This is a genomic window from Streptomyces sp. ICC4 (assembly GCF_003287915.1).
Taxonomy (GTDB): Bacteria; Actinomycetota; Actinomycetes; order Streptomycetales; family Streptomycetaceae; genus Streptomyces; species Streptomyces tritrimontium.
In genome coordinates, this window is record NZ_CP030286.1 from 2410397 (window position 1) to 2426774 (window position 16378).

General features: G+C 71.9%; 17 protein-coding genes and 1 tRNA gene. 7 read left to right on the forward strand and 11 right to left on the reverse strand.

From position 1 onward, the window contains the following. Positions 1-21: 21 nt before the first annotated feature. Positions 22-93 (reverse strand) — tRNA-Cys (locus DRB89_RS11195). Between the two features lie 179 nt (positions 94-272). On the opposite strand from DRB89_RS11195, the gene DRB89_RS11200 reads away from it, so the two are divergent. Further along, positions 273-1808 carry an MFS transporter gene (locus DRB89_RS11200; protein ID WP_112448128.1) on the forward strand — a complete coding sequence of 512 codons (1536 nt, stop codon included), beginning with the start codon at positions 273-275 and terminating at the stop codon, positions 1806-1808. Here the strand turns inward: DRB89_RS11200 and DRB89_RS11205 are convergent. Then, a complete protein-coding gene (locus DRB89_RS11205) occupies positions 1798-2238 on the reverse strand; it encodes a hypothetical protein (RefSeq protein WP_112448129.1) in 441 nt (146 codons plus the stop codon). The genes DRB89_RS11200 and DRB89_RS11205 overlap by 11 nt on opposite strands. Positions 2239-2334: 96 nt before the next feature. On the opposite strand from DRB89_RS11205, the gene DRB89_RS11210 reads away from it, so the two are divergent. The 5 genes from DRB89_RS11210 to DRB89_RS11230 all read left to right on the forward strand — a co-directional run bounded on the left by DRB89_RS11210 (position 2335) and on the right by DRB89_RS11230 (position 6973). Further along, entirely contained in the window at positions 2335-2532 is a 198-nt protein-coding gene (locus tag DRB89_RS11210) for an Arc family DNA-binding protein (RefSeq protein WP_112448130.1), read from the forward strand. Further along, a complete protein-coding gene (locus tag DRB89_RS11215; RefSeq protein ID WP_112448131.1) occupies positions 2529-2900 on the forward strand; it encodes a Fic family protein in 372 nt (123 codons plus the stop codon). Before DRB89_RS11210 ends, DRB89_RS11215 begins: the two co-directional genes overlap by 4 nt. Before the next feature lie 195 nt (positions 2901-3095). After that, positions 3096-4880, forward strand: a complete 1785-nt coding sequence (locus DRB89_RS11220; protein WP_112448132.1) for a DEAD/DEAH box helicase — start codon at positions 3096-3098, stop codon at positions 4878-4880. A gap of 516 nt (positions 4881-5396) precedes the next feature. Then, positions 5397-6038: a helix-turn-helix domain-containing protein gene (locus DRB89_RS11225; protein WP_112448133.1), complete on the forward strand. Its 642-nt coding sequence runs from the start codon at positions 5397-5399 to the stop codon at positions 6036-6038. 137 nt (positions 6039-6175) lie between these two features. Continuing rightward, a complete protein-coding gene (locus tag DRB89_RS11230) occupies positions 6176-6973 on the forward strand; it encodes a S16 family serine protease (RefSeq protein ID WP_112448134.1) in 798 nt (265 codons plus the stop codon). On the opposite strand, the gene DRB89_RS11235 is transcribed toward DRB89_RS11230, so the two are convergent. The 8 genes from DRB89_RS11235 to DRB89_RS11270 all read right to left on the reverse strand — a co-directional run bounded on the left by DRB89_RS11235 (position 6903) and on the right by DRB89_RS11270 (position 13408). Beyond that, positions 6903-8201 carry an MFS transporter gene (locus DRB89_RS11235; RefSeq protein WP_112448135.1) on the reverse strand — a complete coding sequence of 433 codons (1299 nt, stop codon included), beginning with the start codon at positions 8199-8201 and terminating at the stop codon, positions 6903-6905. The genes DRB89_RS11230 and DRB89_RS11235 overlap by 71 nt on opposite strands. Beyond that, complete coding sequence (locus DRB89_RS11240; protein ID WP_112448136.1) at positions 8198-8422, reverse strand: hypothetical protein; 225 nt, start codon at positions 8420-8422, stop codon at positions 8198-8200. The genes DRB89_RS11235 and DRB89_RS11240 overlap by 4 nt, the downstream gene beginning before the upstream one ends. Positions 8423-8459: 37 nt before the next feature. Next, the gene (locus DRB89_RS11245; protein WP_112448137.1) at positions 8460-9056 is read right to left on the reverse strand and encodes a helix-turn-helix domain-containing protein; all 597 of its coding nucleotides are present in this window, start codon (positions 9054-9056) and stop codon (positions 8460-8462) included. 78 nt (positions 9057-9134) lie between these two features. Beyond that, positions 9135-10112, reverse strand: a complete 978-nt coding sequence (locus DRB89_RS11250) for a glycine betaine ABC transporter substrate-binding protein (RefSeq protein WP_112448138.1) — start codon at positions 10110-10112, stop codon at positions 9135-9137. Next, positions 10112-10978: an ABC transporter permease gene (locus DRB89_RS11255; RefSeq protein ID WP_112448139.1), complete on the reverse strand. Its 867-nt coding sequence runs from the start codon at positions 10976-10978 to the stop codon at positions 10112-10114. The genes DRB89_RS11250 and DRB89_RS11255 overlap by 1 nt, the downstream gene beginning before the upstream one ends. Then, positions 10975-12216: a betaine/proline/choline family ABC transporter ATP-binding protein gene (locus DRB89_RS11260; RefSeq protein ID WP_112453319.1), complete on the reverse strand. Its 1242-nt coding sequence runs from the start codon at positions 12214-12216 to the stop codon at positions 10975-10977. Before DRB89_RS11260 ends, DRB89_RS11255 begins: the two co-directional genes overlap by 4 nt. 43 nt (positions 12217-12259) lie before the next feature. After that, positions 12260-12907 carry an ABC transporter permease gene (locus DRB89_RS11265; protein WP_112463260.1) on the reverse strand — a complete coding sequence of 216 codons (648 nt, stop codon included), beginning with the start codon at positions 12905-12907 and terminating at the stop codon, positions 12260-12262. Positions 12908-12937: 30 nt separating this feature from the next. Further along, entirely contained in the window at positions 12938-13408 is a 471-nt protein-coding gene (locus tag DRB89_RS11270) for an Lrp/AsnC family transcriptional regulator (protein ID WP_112448141.1), read from the reverse strand. A 133-nt stretch (positions 13409-13541) separates the two neighbouring features. Between DRB89_RS11270 and hppD the strand changes: the two genes are divergently transcribed. Beyond that, positions 13542-14693 (forward strand): 4-hydroxyphenylpyruvate dioxygenase, encoded by a 1152-nt coding sequence (gene hppD / locus DRB89_RS11275; protein WP_112448142.1) that lies wholly within the window; start codon positions 13542-13544, stop codon positions 14691-14693. A 43-nt stretch (positions 14694-14736) separates the two neighbouring features. Here the strand turns inward: hppD and DRB89_RS11280 are convergent, their stop codons facing one another. After that, complete coding sequence (locus DRB89_RS11280; protein ID WP_239516091.1) at positions 14737-16293, reverse strand: tetratricopeptide repeat protein; 1557 nt, start codon at positions 16291-16293, stop codon at positions 14737-14739. Positions 16294-16378 lie beyond the last annotated feature (85 nt).

Below are 16378 nucleotides of genomic sequence, written 5' to 3' on the forward strand. Positions count from 1 at the left end.
TTTGGCTGGTCGGGCCATCAGAAGCCGTGACCGGAATCGAACCGGCGTAACTCGCTTTGCAGGCGAGTCCCTCAACCACTCGGGCACACGGCTGGGTGGTGATGTGCATGACCGTACGAGGGCGTCGGCGGGTGGGGAAGGGATGCGCGGCGGGTGCAACGCGACTGCCATGCCGCGTTCACAGTCCGCCGTATGACCTAGGGCTGGGGACCGAGGCGGGATCCACCTTATTGACAGGGTCGATACCGGGCCACGCACCTTACGCTGGGGCGATGAGCGTCCTCCCGCAGCGAGCCCCCGACCCCGCCCCGATACCCGCCCGCCCGCAGGGCGAGGGCGGGATCATGGGGCCCGCCTACCGGACGCTCAGCATCGGGATCATCTCCGTGATCTTCCTGATCGCCTTCGAGGCCACCGCCGTCGGGACCGCCATGCCCGTGGCCGCCCGGGAGCTGGAGGGGATCGGGCTCTACGCCTTCGCCTTCTCCGCCTACTTCACGACCAGCCTCTTCGGCATGGTCCTCTCGGGGCAGTGGGCCGACCGGCAGGGGCCGCTGCGGCCCCTGGCCGTGGGGATCGTGGGCTTCGCCGCCGGGCTGGTGTTCTCCGGGACCGCCGGCGCGATGTGGATCTTCGTGCTCGGGCGGGCCGTGCAGGGGTTCGGCGGCGGGCTCGTCATCGTCGCCCTGTACGTGGTCGTCAGCCGGGCCTACGAGGAGCGGCTGCGGCCCGCGATCATGGCGGCCTTCGCCGCGAGCTGGGTCGTGCCCTCGATCGTCGGACCGCTGGCCTCGGGCACGGTGACCGAGCACCTCGGGTGGCGCTGGGTCTTCCTCGGGATACCCGCGCTGGTCTTCGTACCGCTGGCCGTGGCCCTGCCGGCGATCCGTCGGACCGCCTCCGGGCCGGTGGACCCCGAGGCTCCGCCCGCCGCGTTCGACCGGCGCCGGATCCGGCTCGCGCTCGGGATCTCGGCCGGTGCGGGGCTGCTCCAGTACGCCGCCCAGGACCTGAAGTGGCTGTCGCTGCTGCCCGGGCTGGCGGGGGCGGCCCTGCTGGTGCCCGCCGTGCTCGGGCTGCTGCCCCGCGGGACCTACCTGGCGCGGCGCGGGCTGCCGTCGGTGGTGCTGCTGCGGGGCGTGGCCGCGGGGTCGTTCATCGCGGCGGAGAGCTTCGTACCGCTGATGCTGGTCACCCAGCGGGGGCTCAGCCCGACCCTGGCCGGGTTCTCGCTCGCGCTGGGCGGGGTGACGTGGGCGGCGGGCTCGTGGGTGCAGTCGAAGGGCCGGATGGCGCCGTACCGGACCCGGCTGATGGTGCTGGGCATGGTCTTCGTCGCGGCCGCGATCGCGGGGGCGCCGGCGGTGCTCGTCGCGTGGGTCCCGGTGTGGACGCTGGCGCTGGTGTGGGCGCTGGGATGCCTGGGGATGGGCCTGGTGATCGGCTCCACGAGCGTGCTGCTGCTGAAGCTGTCGGCGCCGGCGGAGGCGGGGGCCAACTCCGCCTCGCTGCAGATCTCGGACGCGCTGGCGAACGTCGTGCTGCTGGCGGCCGGCGGCGCGGCGTTCGCCGCGCTGGGCGGTGGAGCGGTGGGCGCGGCGCACTCCGTGGCGGAGGGGGGCGGGGCCTCGCACCCGGCCGCGTTCGTGGTGGTCTTCCTGCCGATGGCCTGCGTGGCGCTGGTGGGGGCCTGGGTGGCGACCCGCCTGGACCCCGCCCCGGGAGCCGGCCCCGCAGCCGCAGCAGCAGCCGCGGCGGAGGCGGGAGCCGGTGCCGGTGCCGGAGCCGAGGACACCGTCAAGGCCTGACCGGACCCCCGGGATCGGCGGCCTCCGCCTTCGCGGCTGCCGCCGCCTCCAGCAGGGTCCAGCCGTCCATCTCGACCGGCCGGCGCGCCTGCTCCCCCTGCCGTGCCTCCGGCTGCCAGCCGCGGGCCAGCGCCGCGTCGAGCAGGGCCCGTACGGCGCCCGGTTCGTGCAGGTTCAGGTCCGGGCCCCGGACGAGGCCCACGTCTCCGGAGCCGAAGGGGGCACCGCCCGGGACGTACCGGTCCGGCCCGGGGGCGAAGACGATGCGCAGCGGGCCGCCGGTGCCGGCGGGCAGTGCGAACAGCGTGAGGGTCTGGCGGCAGCCCGCGGGCCGGCCCGCCTCGTCCTTGGGGTGGCCGTGGCGCAACGTCCACAGGTAGGAACGCCCCTCGGTGACCAGCAGGCGGGGTTTCCTCGGACGGCGTGACATGGAGCCGAGGGTACGGGGCCCCCGTGGTGGCGGACCGTGCTGAAAGTCGACTGACACCGGCTGGTACCGCGCGGTACCGCGCGGTACCATCGGCGCATGGCCGGTCTCAACGTCAGGTTCACCGAAGAAGAGCTGGACGCCCTGCGCGAGCGCGCGGAGGCTGAAGGCCGCAGCATGCAGTCGTTCGCGCACGAGGCGGTGATGAGAGCCGTAAACGAGCACTCCCGGCTGTTCGACGAAGCGGCCGAGCACGTCCTGAAGGTCAGCGGTGAGCTGAACCGGAGGCTTGCGTGACCCGCTACCTGACCTTGCCCGAGGTGCTGAACCTCGCGGAGCGGCTCGGGACCAGCGAGGTACGTGACTACGGGCTGCTCGACTCGGCGCTCGCGCGCCCGCGGTCGAGCGTGTTCGGTCAGGACGCCTACCCGGACATCTGGGAGAAGGCCGCCGCCCTGATGGAGTCGCTCGCGCGCAACCACAGCCTCGTGGACGGCAACAAGCGCATCGCCTGGTACGCGACCTGGGTCTTCCTGCACGTGAACGGCCACCCCCTGGACGCCGGCTTCGACGTGGACGAGGCCGAACGCTTCGTGCTGGACGTGTGCCAGGGCTCGCTGGACGTGCCCAAGATCGCCGCGCAGCTCCCGCGATTCGCTCGCTGACCCGCGGAATGTCCCGCGGAATGTGACGCTCGCCGCACGGGCCGAGGTCACGGGCCTGTCCCTCCGCGAGGGGCGGGCCCGGGCCGGTAAGGTGGCCCGGTTGTCCTACGTACGACTGCCCGTACCAGTGTCCGCACCGCTGCCCGTACCGCTGCACGTGGGTGGATACGCCGCCGAGAGCCCGAACCGGAGACCGTGACTACTACCGCCTCCCACCACCTCTCACCCGCCTTCCCCGGCCGTGCGCCCTGGGGTACCGCCAGCGCCCTGCGAGCTTGGCAGCAGGGTGCACTGGACCGGTACCTGGAGACCCAGCCGCGCGACTTCCTCGCCGTCGCCACCCCCGGCGCCGGGAAGACCACCTTCGCGCTGACGCTCGCGTCATGGCTGCTGCACCACCACGTGGTGCAGCAGGTGACCGTCGTCGCGCCCACCGAGCACCTGAAGAAGCAGTGGGCGGAAGCCGCCGCCCGGATAGGGATCCGGCTGGACCCGGACTACTCCGCGGGCCCGCTGAGCAAGGACTACCACGGGGTCGCGGTCACGTACGCGGGTGTCGGCGTGCGGCCGATGCTGCACCGCAACCGGTGCGAGCAGCGCAAGACCCTGGTCATCCTCGACGAGATCCACCACGCCGGTGACTCGAAGTCCTGGGGCGAGGCCTGCCTCGAAGCCTTCGACCCGGCGACCCGGCGCCTCGCGCTGACCGGCACGCCCTTCCGGTCCGACACGAACCCGATCCCCTTCGTGGCCTACGAGGAGGGCAACGACGGGATCCGGCGCTCCTCCGCCGACTACACCTACGGCTACGGGAACGCGCTCGGTGACGGCGTCGTCCGGCCGGTCATCTTCCTCTCCTACAGCGGCAACATGCGCTGGCGCACCAAGGCGGGCGACGAGATCGCCGCACGCCTCGGCGAGCCGATGACCAAGGACGCCATCTCCCAGGCCTGGCGCACCGCGCTGGACGCGCGCGGCGACTGGATGCCGAACGTGCTGCGCGCCGCCGACCGGCGGCTCACCGAGGTCCGCAAGGGCATCCCGGACGCCGGCGGGCTCGTCATCGCCGCCGACCAGGACTCGGCGCGCGCCTACGCCAAGCTGATCCGCGAGATCACGGGGACGAAGGCCACCGTCGTGCTGTCCGACGACACGGGCGCCTCGAAGCGGATCGACGAGTTCGCCGCGAGCAACGACCGCTGGATGGTCGCGGTCCGCATGGTGTCCGAGGGCGTCGACGTGCCCCGGCTCGCGGTCGGCGTGTACGCCACCACCATCTCCACCCCGCTGTTCTTCGCGCAGGCCGTCGGACGCTTCGTGCGCTCGCGCAGGCGCGGCGAGACGGCCTCGGTGTTCCTGCCGACCATCCCCTACCTGCTGGGCTTCGCGAACGAGATGGAGGTCGAGCGCGACCACGTGCTCGACAAGCCGAAGAAGCAGGGCGAGGAGGACCCGTACGCCGACTCCGAGAAGGAGATGGAGGAGGCGAACAAGCAGGAGGACGAGGACACCGGCGACGAGGAGCAGATGTCCTTCGAGGCGCTGGAGTCCGACGCCGTCTTCGACCGGGTGCTCTACGACGGCGCCGAGTTCGGCATGCAGGCGCACCCGGGCAGCGAGGAGGAGCAGGACTACCTCGGCATCCCGGGACTGCTGGAGCCGGACCAGGTGCAGATGCTGCTCCAGAAGCGGCAGTCGCGGCAGATCGCGCACAGCCGGCGCAAGCCGGACACGGAGGCGGACCTGCTGGAGCTGCCGGCCGACCGGCGCCCGGTGGTCTCGCACAAGGAGCTGCTGGAGCTGCGCAAGTCGCTGAACACCATGGTCGGCGCGTACGTCCACCAGAGCGGCAAACCGCACGGGGTGCTCCACACCGAGCTGCGCCGGGTCTGCGGCGGACCGCCGAGCGCGGAGGCGACGGCCGGGCAGCTGCGGGAGCGGATCAAAAAGGTCCAGGAATGGGCCACTCGGATGCGCTGAGGCATTTTCCCGCAGGGGGTTCCGCAAGCTTTCCGCGAGCTTTTCGGGAGCTTTTCAGGAGCCTTCCGCGGGTCTTCCACAGGCTTTCCGTAAAGCCTTCCGCGGGTTTTCTGCGAGTCTTCCGCGGGTCTCCTGTGGGTCTTTCTCCAGGAATCGAAACGGGGTCTTTGTGGACTTTCGTACGGGCCCCGTTTCGCGGTGGATTCACGCGGTACGGGACCCCGCGCCGGCGGTCGGCGGCGCCGGGGTCCGAGGGCCCCGGGAGGTCACGAATTGACAGCGATCCGCGTTCACAACCGGCATAAACCGGCAGCAGGCGCCCGGATTCTGGACGAGCCCTTCCGCTGAGCGAACCTGCTCGCTAGTGTCCCCGCATCGAACGCCCCGTGGCAGCGCCGCTGCGGGAGCGCAGCCGGTGCCATGGCCGCTACCGGCGGCCTCTCCGTGCGTCGCCGAGGGACCGGCGGCGCTATCCCCAGAGAGTCACCGCCGCCCACCGAAAGAGGGAGAGGCGTCGTGACCGCGGAAACCTCCCAGACTCTCGACAGAGGACTGCGCGTCCTCAAACTGCTCGCCGACACCGACCACGGTCTGACCGTCACCGAGCTCTCCAACCGCCTCGGTGTGAACCGCACCGTGGTCTACCGGCTCCTCGCCACCCTCGAACAGCACGCCCTGGTCCGCCGTGACCTCGGCGGCCGGGCCCGCGTCGGGCTCGGAGTGCTGCGCCTGGGCCGACAGGTGCACCCGCTGGTCCGTGAGGCGGCCCTGCCCGCGCTGCGCTCGCTCGCCGAGGACATAGGCGCCACCGCGCACCTGACCCTCGTCGACGGCACCGAAGCGCTCGCCGTGGCCGTCGTCGAGCCGACCTGGACCGACTACCACGTGGCCTACCGGGCCGGCTTCCGCCACCCGCTCGACCGCGGGGCCGCCGGCCGGGCCATCCTGGCCGCCCGTCAGGGCACGCTCATCGAGCCCGGGTACACGCTCACCCACGGCGAGCTCGAAGCGGGTGCCAGCGGCGCCGCCGCGCCCCTCGTGGGGATCACCGGGCTGGAGGGCAGCGTGGGCGTCGTCATGCTGTCGGACGCCGTGCCCGAGCGGGTCGGCCCGCGCGTGGTCGACGCCGCCCGAGAGGTGGCCGACGCCCTGCGCTGAACCGCCGGGCACCAGCCGGGCGGAAGCCGGGCACAAGCCCGGCGTGAAGCCGGGCCAGAAGTACGTCAGGACCGGGCCGCGTCCCCTCAGGGGGCGCGGCCCGACCCGTTGCCGGACGGCCGCGCTAGATTGGCCGGGTGCTCTCTCGCCTCACACGTCTGCCGCGTCCCGCCGCCCTCGCGGTCTGCGCCGTGCCCGTCCTCGCGCTGTTCGCCGTCGCGGCCGCCGCTCCGCTGCCCTTCGTGGTCGCGCAGCCGGGCCTCACCGCCGACGTGCTCGGCTCCCGCGACGGCAAGCCGGTCATCACGGTCACGGGAGCACCCACCCGGGAGACCACGGGCCAGCTGCGGATGACCACCATCCAGGCCACCGGCCCCTCCACCTCCGTCACCCTCCCCGACCTGCTCGGGGACTGGTTCGACACCAGCCGTGCGGTCATGCCCCGCGAGGCGGTGTACCCGTCGGGCGGAAGCGACGAGGAGATCGAGGAGCACAACCTGGAGGAGATGACGAAGTCGCAGTCGACGGCCTCCGAGGCCGCGCTCGGCTTCCTCCACAAGGACCCGAAGGACGTGAAGGTCGAGCTGAACCTCGCCGACGTCGGCGGCCCGAGCGCCGGGCTGCTCTTCTCCCTCGGCATCGTCGACAAGCTCGACGGGAACGGCAGCGGCGGCGACCTCACCGGCGGCCGCACCATCGCCGGTACGGGCACCATCAGCGCGGACGGCGAGGTCGGCGCGGTCGGCGGCGTGGCCCTGAAGACCCAGGCCGCGCGGCGCGACGGGGCGAGCGTGTTCCTCGTACCGGCGGCGGAGTGCTCCGACGCGAAGTCCGAGCTCCCCGAGGGGCTGCGGCTGGTCCCCGTCACTTCGCTGACGGATGCGGTGAACGCGCTGCGGGCTCTGCAGAAGGGCGATGCGGTTCCGTCCTGCTGATCCGGGACACGGGCGCCTCCATGCCCCGCCAGACGGGGAAGAGCAGCGGTGAGAGCGTGACGAGGAAGTACACCCCGCCGAACACCAGCAGCGCCCGGCCCACCCCGAACCCGTCGACCAGCAGCCCGGCCGCCAGCCCGCCCAGCGGCATCGTCAGCTCGCAGCCCGCCTGGGTCACGCCCGAGACCCGGCTGCGCAGCACGTCGGGCACCTTCTCCAGCATCACCGTGGTCAGGATCGGGTTGAGCACGCCCGCGCCCAGCCCGGACAGCGCCATCGTCACCGCGAGCGGCAGCGGGGTGTCGGTGAAGGCGGCGACGGCGTAGCGGGGGGCTCCGCACAGCAGGAAGGCCGCGGCGAAGACGGTCCGGCGGGGGAACCGCTCGCCCCACACCCCGTAGAGCAGGGCCCCCAGCAGTGCGAAGCCGCCGAAGAGGGCGACCATCAGGCCGAGCGCGGTGGCTCCGCCGAGCGCCTCGCGGCCGTGCACGGGCAGCAGGACCGAGGACCAGCCCTGGTCGAGACCGTTGGTCATCATCACCATCAGGGTGATGCCGAGCAGCAGCCGTGCGCGGGCCAGGAAGCGCCAGCCCTCGGCGAGTTCGGCCCGGTAGCCGGCCAGCGACACCTTCTGGGCGGACCGCTGCGGCTCGGCGGACGGCAGCCCCCGCAGGAACACGGCGACGAGCAGCGCGGACGCCCCGAACGTGGCCGCGTCCAGGAGCAGGACGGACTCGGCGCCGACCGTGGCGATCAGTACGCCGGCCAGCGCGGCCCCGAGCATGCGGGCTCCGCGCGAGACGGCGTCGTAGAGGCTGGCGGCGCGGGCGACGGTGGTGCCGGCGTGCTCGGCGAGGTGGGGGAGCATGACGTAGCGCGCGGCCAGTCCGGGGGTGTGCACGAGGCCGCCGACGGCCATCAGCGCGCACAGCATCCAGAACTCCAGCAGTCCGGCGTAGTGCAGCAGCGGGATCGCCGCCACGGACAGGCCGCAGATCAGGTCGGAGGCGGCGGAGACCCGGCGGCGGCCGATCCGGTCGATGACGGGACCGCCGACGAGGGCGGCCACGGCGACGGGCAGCGTGGCGCAGAAGGCGACGATCCCGGCCCGGCCGGCGCTGCCCGTGGTCTGGAGCACGAACCAGGGCACGCCGATGAGGGTCAGTGAACTCCCGGCTATCGAGATGGTGTTGGCGATGAGGACGGCGGTGAAGGGGCGGCGGCTCATACGGCGTGCCGCCTGACGCGGGCGTGGATGTGCGCGGACTCCATCAGGCGGATGCCCGCGCTGACCAGGGCCTCGCCCAGCCGGTTGCGCAGGGCGGGCAGCGCGGGCGGGGAGCCGGCGGCAGGCGCGGCACTGCGGTGCGCGAGGTGCCAGGCGGCGGCCTCGGCGGCGAGCTCGGCGGTGCGGACGGCGTGTTCGCGGGCATGGGTGAAGGCGTGCACGGCAGGACTCCTTCTGTGAAAGGGGGTGGGGAGGCGGCTACTTGGTGCGGACCGGGAAGGCGTGCGTGTGGAAACGGACCGTCTCCGTGCCCTCCGAGGACGGCAGGTCGCGGTAGCTGTTGATCAGGTCGTGGACCTTCAGGATCAGCTCGTGGCTCTGTTCGGCGGTGAGTTGGAGCGAGAAGTCGCTGAGCTCGGAACTCCGCCGCCAATCGACCGACCAGTTGGGTGCGTCACCCAGCCAGGCGGACAGCTCCTGCTCGTGGATCTTCACGATCTCGGACAGGAAGACCTCCGCGGCGCCGCGCGTGGCGGGGTCGGTGTCGTAGATCAGCGCCTCGTCGAACGAGGTGCCGTCCTGGGAGGGCCGCCACCAGCGCTCGCGGCCCTTGCCGTGCTCGGGGGCGTCCTCGACGAACCCGTACGCGGCGAGCTGGCGCAGGTGGTAGCTGGTGGCCCCGCTCGACTCCCCGAGCTGCTCGGCCAGCTGGGAGGCGGTGGCCGGCCCGTGCAGGCGCAGGGAGCCCAGCAGGCGCATGCGCAGCGGGTGGGCGAGGCCGCGCAGGGAGCGGGCATCGAGCTTGCGGACCTGCGGCTCGGCGGGCTTCGGGGAATCGGCGTTCTTCTCGGGCATGCCTCAACCGTAGAGTTGCAAAGGAGTCTGTGCAAGGGTTTCTTTGCAACTACTTCTTTGCATCCACTCGTACGGACCTCAGCCCTCCTTGATGAAGCCCTCCGCCACCAGCCACTCCTTCGCCACCTCGTGCGGGTCCTGCCCGTCCACGTCCACCTTGGCGTTGAGCTGCTGCGCGACCTCCGTCGTCAGCCGCTTCGACAGGGGGTCCAACAGCTTCGCGATCACCGGGTACTTCTCCAGCGTCTTCGCGTGCAGCTCGGGCGCCGCGTTGTAGTTGGGGAAGAAGTGCCGGTCGTCGGCGAGGGTGTCCAGGTCCATGGCCTTGATCCGGCCGTCCGTGGTGAACGCCTCGCCCAGCAGGCAGGAATCGGACTTGGAGACCTGGGTGTAGATGATCCCGGCGTCCATCTTCATGACGTTGCCCGCCGGGATCTTCATCCCGTACGCCTTCTCCATGCCCGGCAGTCCGTCCTCGCGGGAGGCGAACTCGTTCTCCACGCACACCGTCACCGCCGACGGGTCCTCCTGCGACAGCTTCGCCACGTCCGACATCGTCTTCAGCCCGTACTTGGCGTTGTTCTTCTTGCTGATGGCGAGCGTGTAGGTGTTGTTGAGCGTGGACGGCGGCAGCCACGCCACGCCGTTCTTGACGTCCGCGTCCCGCACCGCCTCCCACTGCGCGTACGGGTCCTCGATCGGCTTGTCGTTGCCCAGGTAGGTGATCCAGGCCGTGCCCGTGTACTCGTACATGGCGTCCGCGTCGCCCTGCACGATCGCCTCGCGCGCACTGATCGAGCCGGGCAGGTTGGTGCGGTCCAGCACCTCCGCGCCGGCCGCCTTGAAGATCAGGCCGATCATCTGGCCGAGCACGATGTTCTCGCTGAAGTTCTTCGAAGTGACCGTGAGCGAGGCCCCCTTGAGCGGCTCTCCCTGGCCGACCGAGCCCGGCAGGACGTCGTCCACCATCGGGGACCCGCTCTTGAGGCCGCAGCCCGCGAGGGCCAGCAGGGCCGCGCAGCCCGCGGCGGCCGTCCGTACGGCGAGCCGGCCCATCACACCTCCAGCCCGCGCGGGGTCAGGACGGTCTCGGCGAGCGAGGCGAGCCAGTCCACGAACAGCGCGAGCGACACGGTCAGTACGGAGCCCAGCACCAGCACCGGCATCCGCTGGGTCTGGATCCCGGAGGTGATCAGGTCGCCCAGGCCCCCGCCGCCGCCGAAGGTGGCCAGGGTCGCGGTGCCGACGTTCAGGACGAGGGCCGTCCGTACGCCGGCCAGGATCAGCGGGACGGCCAGCGGCAGCTCCACCTTCAGCAGGGTGCCCGTGGAGGACATGCCGATCCCGCGCGCGGCCTCCACCAGCTGCGGGTCGATCTGACGCAGCCCGGCGACGGTGTTGGACAGCACGGGCAGGACGGCGTAGGCCACCATGCCGATGATCGCGGTCCTGGGGCCGATGCCGAGCCAGATGACGAGCAGGGCCAGCAACCCGATGGCCGGGGTGGCCTGGCCGATGTTGGCGATCGCGGTGACCGGCGGTGCCGCCCGGCTCATGCCGCCCCGGGTGAGGGCGATGCCGAGCGGGATCGCGATGACCAGCACCCAGAAGGTCGAGATGGCCGTCAGCTGGATGTGCTGCCACAGCCGGAGCTCGACGTTGCCGTCGCTGAGGGAGTTCTCGGCGATCGTGTCGAGGGTGGTGTTGGTGATCCACAGGTACGTGGCCAGCAGCACCAGCGCCAGCACGGTCGGCAGGGTCACCAGCTGGGTCCAGGTCAGGCGCCGCTCGGGGCGGGCGGCCGGCGGCGGGGGCTCCGCCGCATCGGCGGCCCCGGCCAGCTCCGGATCCCGGAAGACGTGGCCCTTGACCTCGTGCTCGCCGGGCGGGCGCTCGGGGGAGACGGGGTTGCGCGGGGTCATGATCCGTCCGACCCGTCGTCCCGCAGTCCTTCCAGGTCCCGGTCGGTGCGGTGGTGGCGCAGCTCCTCGAGGTCGTGCGCGTGCTCGGCGGCCGTCAGCCGGTCGGCCTCCAGCATCTCGTGCACCGAGTTCATCAGCGTCTCCATGTCGACGACCCCGATGTACTCGCCGCGCCGCCCGGTGACGGCGACCCGCCCGCCGCTGTCGGTGAGGACGGCCTCCAGGGCGTCGTGCAGGGTCGCGTCCCGGGTCACCGTGTCGTGCACGAGCTGTCCGGCCCGGGCCAGCGAGCCCTTGGCACGCATCAGGTCGCCGCGGCGCAGCCATTTGTACGGGCGGCCGCGCCGGTCCAGCATCAGGAGCTCGTTGCCCTGGCCGGCGCGCAGGGTGTTGAAGATCTGCTGGAGCGGGTCGTCCACGGACACGGTCGGGAACTCGGCGATCTCCACGTCCCGCACGCGGGTCAGGTTGAGCCGTTTGAGGGCCGCGCCGGCGCCGACGAAGCCGGAGACGAAGTCGTCGGCGGGGTTGGTGAGGATCGCCTCGGGGGTGTCGAACTGCGCGATGTGCGAGCGCTCGCGCAGGACGGCGATCCGGTCGCCGAGCTTGATGGCCTCGTCGAAGTCGTGGGTGACGAAGACGATCGTCTTGTGCAGCTCGTGCTGGAGCCGGATCAGCTCGTCCTGGAGGTGGTCGCGGGTGATGGGGTCGACGGCGCCGAAGGGCTCGTCCATCAGCAGGACGGGCGGGTCGGCGGCGAGCGCCCGGGCCACGCCCACGCGCTGCTGCTGGCCGCCGGAGAGCTGGCGCGGGTAGCGGCCGTGGAACTCGCGCGGGTCCAGGCCGACCAGGTCGAGCATCTCCTCCACCCGGTCCTTGACGCGCGACTTGGACCAGCCGGTCATCTTCGGGACCAGGGCGATGTTCTCGGCGACCGTCATGTGCGGGAAGAGCCCGGAGGACTGGATCGCGTACCCGATCTTGCGGCGCAGTTTGACCGGGTCCATGTCGGTGACGTCCTCGTCGCCGATGCGGATGCGGCCGGAGGTGGGCTCGATCAGCCGGTTGATCATCTTCAGGGTGGTGGACTTGCCGCAGCCGGAGGGGCCGACGAAGACGACCGTCTCGCCCGCCTTGATCTCCATCGAGACCTCGTCGACGGAGGGGTTCGGGTTGCCCGGGTAGCGCTTGGTGAGGTTCTCCAGCCGGATGGCGGCGCCGGAGGTGGCGGCCGCCACCGGGGCGGCGGGGGCGGCGGGGGCCTGCGGGCTCTCGGACGGCTCAGACACGGATTCCCCTCGGGATGGTGAGACGGCCGGGCAGGACGTAGGCGGCGTCGAAGAGCAGGGCGAGGATGACCACGCCGAGCGTCCCGGCGAGGACCTGGTTGATGGCGTTGGCGCTGCCGAGCGAGCCGATCCCGCGGAAGATCTCGTTGCCGAGGCCCGGCCCGGAGGCGTAGGCGGCGATGGCCGCGATGCCCATCAGCATCTGCGTGGAGACCCGGATGCCGGTCAGGATCGGCGGCCAGGCGAGCGGCAGCTCCACCTTCAGGAGCTGGGCGGCGCGGGACATGCCGATGCCCTTGGCGGCGTCGACCAGGGCCGGGTCCACCCCGCGCAGCCCCACGATGGAGTTGCGGACGATCGGCAGCAGCCCGTAGAGCGTCAGGGCGATCACGGTCGGCGCCACGCCGAGGCCGACGATCGGGATCAGCAGGCCGATCATGGCCAGGGAGGGGATGGTCAGCACCGTGGAGGTGGAGGTGACCGCGAGGTTCCCGGCCCAGCCGCTGCGGTAGGTGAGGACGCCGATGGCGATGCCGAGCAGGGTCGCGATCACCATGCACTGGAAGACGGCGCTGGCGTGCTGGAAGGCGTCGGTGAGGAGCTGCTGGTGGCGGTTGGACAGGTAGGCCCAGAAACTCACGCCACGTCACCTCACCGTCGTTTCCGCGGGTCAGTCGTCCTCGGCCGCCTGTTCGACCAGAGGGATGATCCGCAAGGGCACGGGATTCTCCATGACAATCGCTGTCGAAGCCCGAACAATCCCATCAAACGCGACAACCCGGTCGATCACCCGCTGAAGGTCCGCGTTGGAGCGCGCCACGAGCCGGCACAGCATGTCCCCGTGACCGGTCGTGGTGTGCAGCTCCAGCACCTCCGGGACCCCGTCCAAGTGAGCCCGTACGTCGGCCCCTTGCCCCTGTTTGATCTCCAGCGTGGCGAAGGCGGTCACCGGGTATCCCAGGGCGGCCGGATCCACCTGCGGGCCGAACCCGCGGATGACTCCGTTCGACTGAAGCCGGTCGAGGCGGGCCTGCGCGGTGCCGCGGGCCACGCCGAGCCGGCGCGAGACCTCCAGGACCCCGATCCGGGGCTCGCGGGCGAGCAGGACGATGAGCCGCCCGTCGAGTTCGTCGATTCCCATCGGTACCTCCGGGGTGGTCGGTCGGTGGTCATAGTGCACAGATATTCCAGCCATCCTGGGCTGTAGCTGGTCAGCCTGTACAGCAGAAATGGAAACTATTGCGCAGCTTGTGGAACGGCGGGACTCTGCCGTCATGACTGAGACCCAGCCGCTCGCCACCGTCCCGCGCACCGCCGCCAAGGCCGACCCCTTCCCCGTCAAGGGCATGGACGCGGTCGTCTTCGCCGTGGGCAACGCCAAGCAGGCCGCGCACTTCTACTCGACGGCCTTCGGCATGAAGCTCGTCGCCTACTCCGGACCGGAGAACGGCACCCGAGAGACGGCCAGCTACGTCCTGACCAACGGCGCCGCGCGCTTCGTCCTCACCTCGGTCATCAAGGCGTCCACCGACCGCGGCCGCTTCCTCGCCGAGCACGTGGCCGACCACGGCGACGGCGTGGTCGACCTCGCGATCGAGGTCCCGGACGTGGCCGCGGCCTACGCGTACGCCGTCGAGCACGGCGCCCGCGGCCTGGACGAGCCGTACGAGCTCAAGGACGAGCACGGCACCGTGCGGCTGGCGGCGATCGCCACCTACGGCCAGACCCGCCACACCCTGGTCGAGCGCGGCGACTACACCGGGCCCTACCTGCCCGGCTTCGTCTCCGCCTCCCCGATCGTCGAGCCCCCGGCCAAGCGCACCTTCCAGGCCATCGACCACTGCGTGGGCAACGTCGAGCTCGGCCGGATGAACGAGTGGGTGGCCTTCTACAACAAGGTCATGGGCTTCACGAACATGAAGGAGTTCGTGGGCGACGACATCGCGACCGAGTACTCGGCGCTGATGTCGAAGGTGGTCGCGGACGGCACCCTGAAGGTGAAGTTCCCCATCAACGAGCCGGCGATCGCGAAGAAGAAGTCGCAGATCGACGAGTACCTGGAGTTCTACGGCGGGGCCGGCGTCCAGCACATCGCCCTCGCGACGAACGACATCGTGGCGACGGTCCGCTCGATGCGGGCCGCCGGCGTGGAGTTCCTGAACACCCCGGACTCCTACTACGACACCCTCGGCGAGTGGGCCGGCGAGACGCGCGTCCCGGTCGAGATCCTGCGCGAGCTGAAGATCCTCGTCGACCGCGACGAGGACGGCTACCTGCTGCAGATCTTCACCAAGCCGGTGCAGGACCGCCCGACGGTCTTCTTCGAGATGATCGAGCGCCACGGCTCCATGGGCTTCGGCAAGGGCAACTTCAAGGCCCTGTTCGAGGCGATCGAGCGCGAGCAGGAGAAGCGCGGCAACCTGTAAGGCCGCGGCCGGCCGGGGGCCCTGCCCCCGGCCGTCGCACGCCTCACGCGCCGGCGGCGCCGGACGTGCCCGGCTTCGGCTTGGCGGCCGGCTTCGCAGCCGGCTTGGCGGCCTTCGCGGCCGGCTTGGCGGCCGGCTTGGCCGCCTTCGGGAGCTCCGGGGCCACCCACGGCGTCGTCGGCTGCATGTTCTCCGGGCCGCCCGCCGCCGGCCGGCCGATCGACGCCAGGGCATCCTTCGCCAGCGGCCCCCGCACCGGCGAGAACCGCGGATTCGTCCGCAGGGCCTCCTCCAGGTGCCGCCGCGCCCCCGCCTCGTCGCCCAGGCCGCGCTCGATCAGCGCCCGGTGGTACGAGAACTCCGCGAGCCGCAGCCCCTGCTCCGTGGCCTTCTTCGCGTACTCCAGCGCCGCCGGGTCGTCGCCCGTCCTGTGCAGCGCCCAGCCCAGCGCGTCCGCCACCTGCACGCTCTTGTGCCGGGCCCACTCCGCCGTCAGGCGCCGCACCGCCGCGGCCGCGTCGCCGTGGTCCGCCTCGTACCGGCCGAGGACCAGCTCCTCGTTCACCCCGCTGCGGGCCGCCTGCGCCGGGATGCCGTCGTACACCGCCTTCGCCTCCTCGCCCCGGCCCAGCGACTCCAGCAGCTCGCCCAGCTCCAGCGCCAGCCCGGCCGAGGGCGCCCGGCCCAGCGCCATGCGGTAGTCCCGCACCGCCTCCCCGCCCCGCCCCAGCGCCGCCAGCACCCGCGCCCGTCCACCCTGCGCCTGCGCCTGCGCCGGATCGGTCCGCAACGCGGCCTCGTACTGGCGCAGCGCCTCGGCCTCGTCACCGCGCTCCCACGCCAGCTCCCCGAGCCGGAACAGCACGTACGCCTTCTCCGCCGGCGACTTCGCCGCGCCCCCCGCGTGCTCCATGGACATGGTCGCGTCCTCGCGCCAGCCCCGGTCGCGGTAGACCTGCGAGGCCCTGGTGAACGCCACCAGGCCCGGCCGCAGGTCCACCAGCCGCTCCATCGCCTTCTCGGCCGCCTTGTAGTCCCCGAGCCCGGTGTACGCGTCCACGAGCACCGGGTACGCCGTCCACCGCTTCGGCGCCTGCGCCCGTACGAGCTCGCCCCAGCGCTTGCCCGTCCCGAAGTCCCGCCGGGCGTTGGCCAGCGTGCCCATGCCCGTCATCGCGTCGAAGTTGCCCTTCTCGGCCGGGTGCAGCTCCAGCGACCGCTTCAGCGCCCTCTCCGCCTTCGGGTACCAGCCGCTGTCGGCCGTCCGCCGCGCCTGCTCCAGGTACGCCGACCCGAGCACCGCCCACGAGGCCTCGTCGTCCGCGTGCTCGGCGACCCACTTCTCCCGGTCCGCCACCAGCGCCGACAGGTCCACCGCCGCCACCGGGGCGCCCATCCCGACCGCCGTGCGGGCCCGCTCGCTGGGCCCGGGCGGACGCGCGTCGTCGCCCGCGCGGGCCGGCCGGATCAGCAGGGCCCCGGCGATCAGGACCACCGCGACCGCCGCCGCCACGAGCGTCTTGCGGCCGGTGAAGGTCACGGGCGGGGCAGCCTGCCGCTGCCTTTCCTGGGAGACGGGGGCCTCACGCATAGGGTCCATGGGGTCACTGTGCGTCAATATGAAGAGTTCGCGGAGGTGTCCGAAGAGCATCGCGGGCGTGTTCACACCGATGGCCCCGGATGCC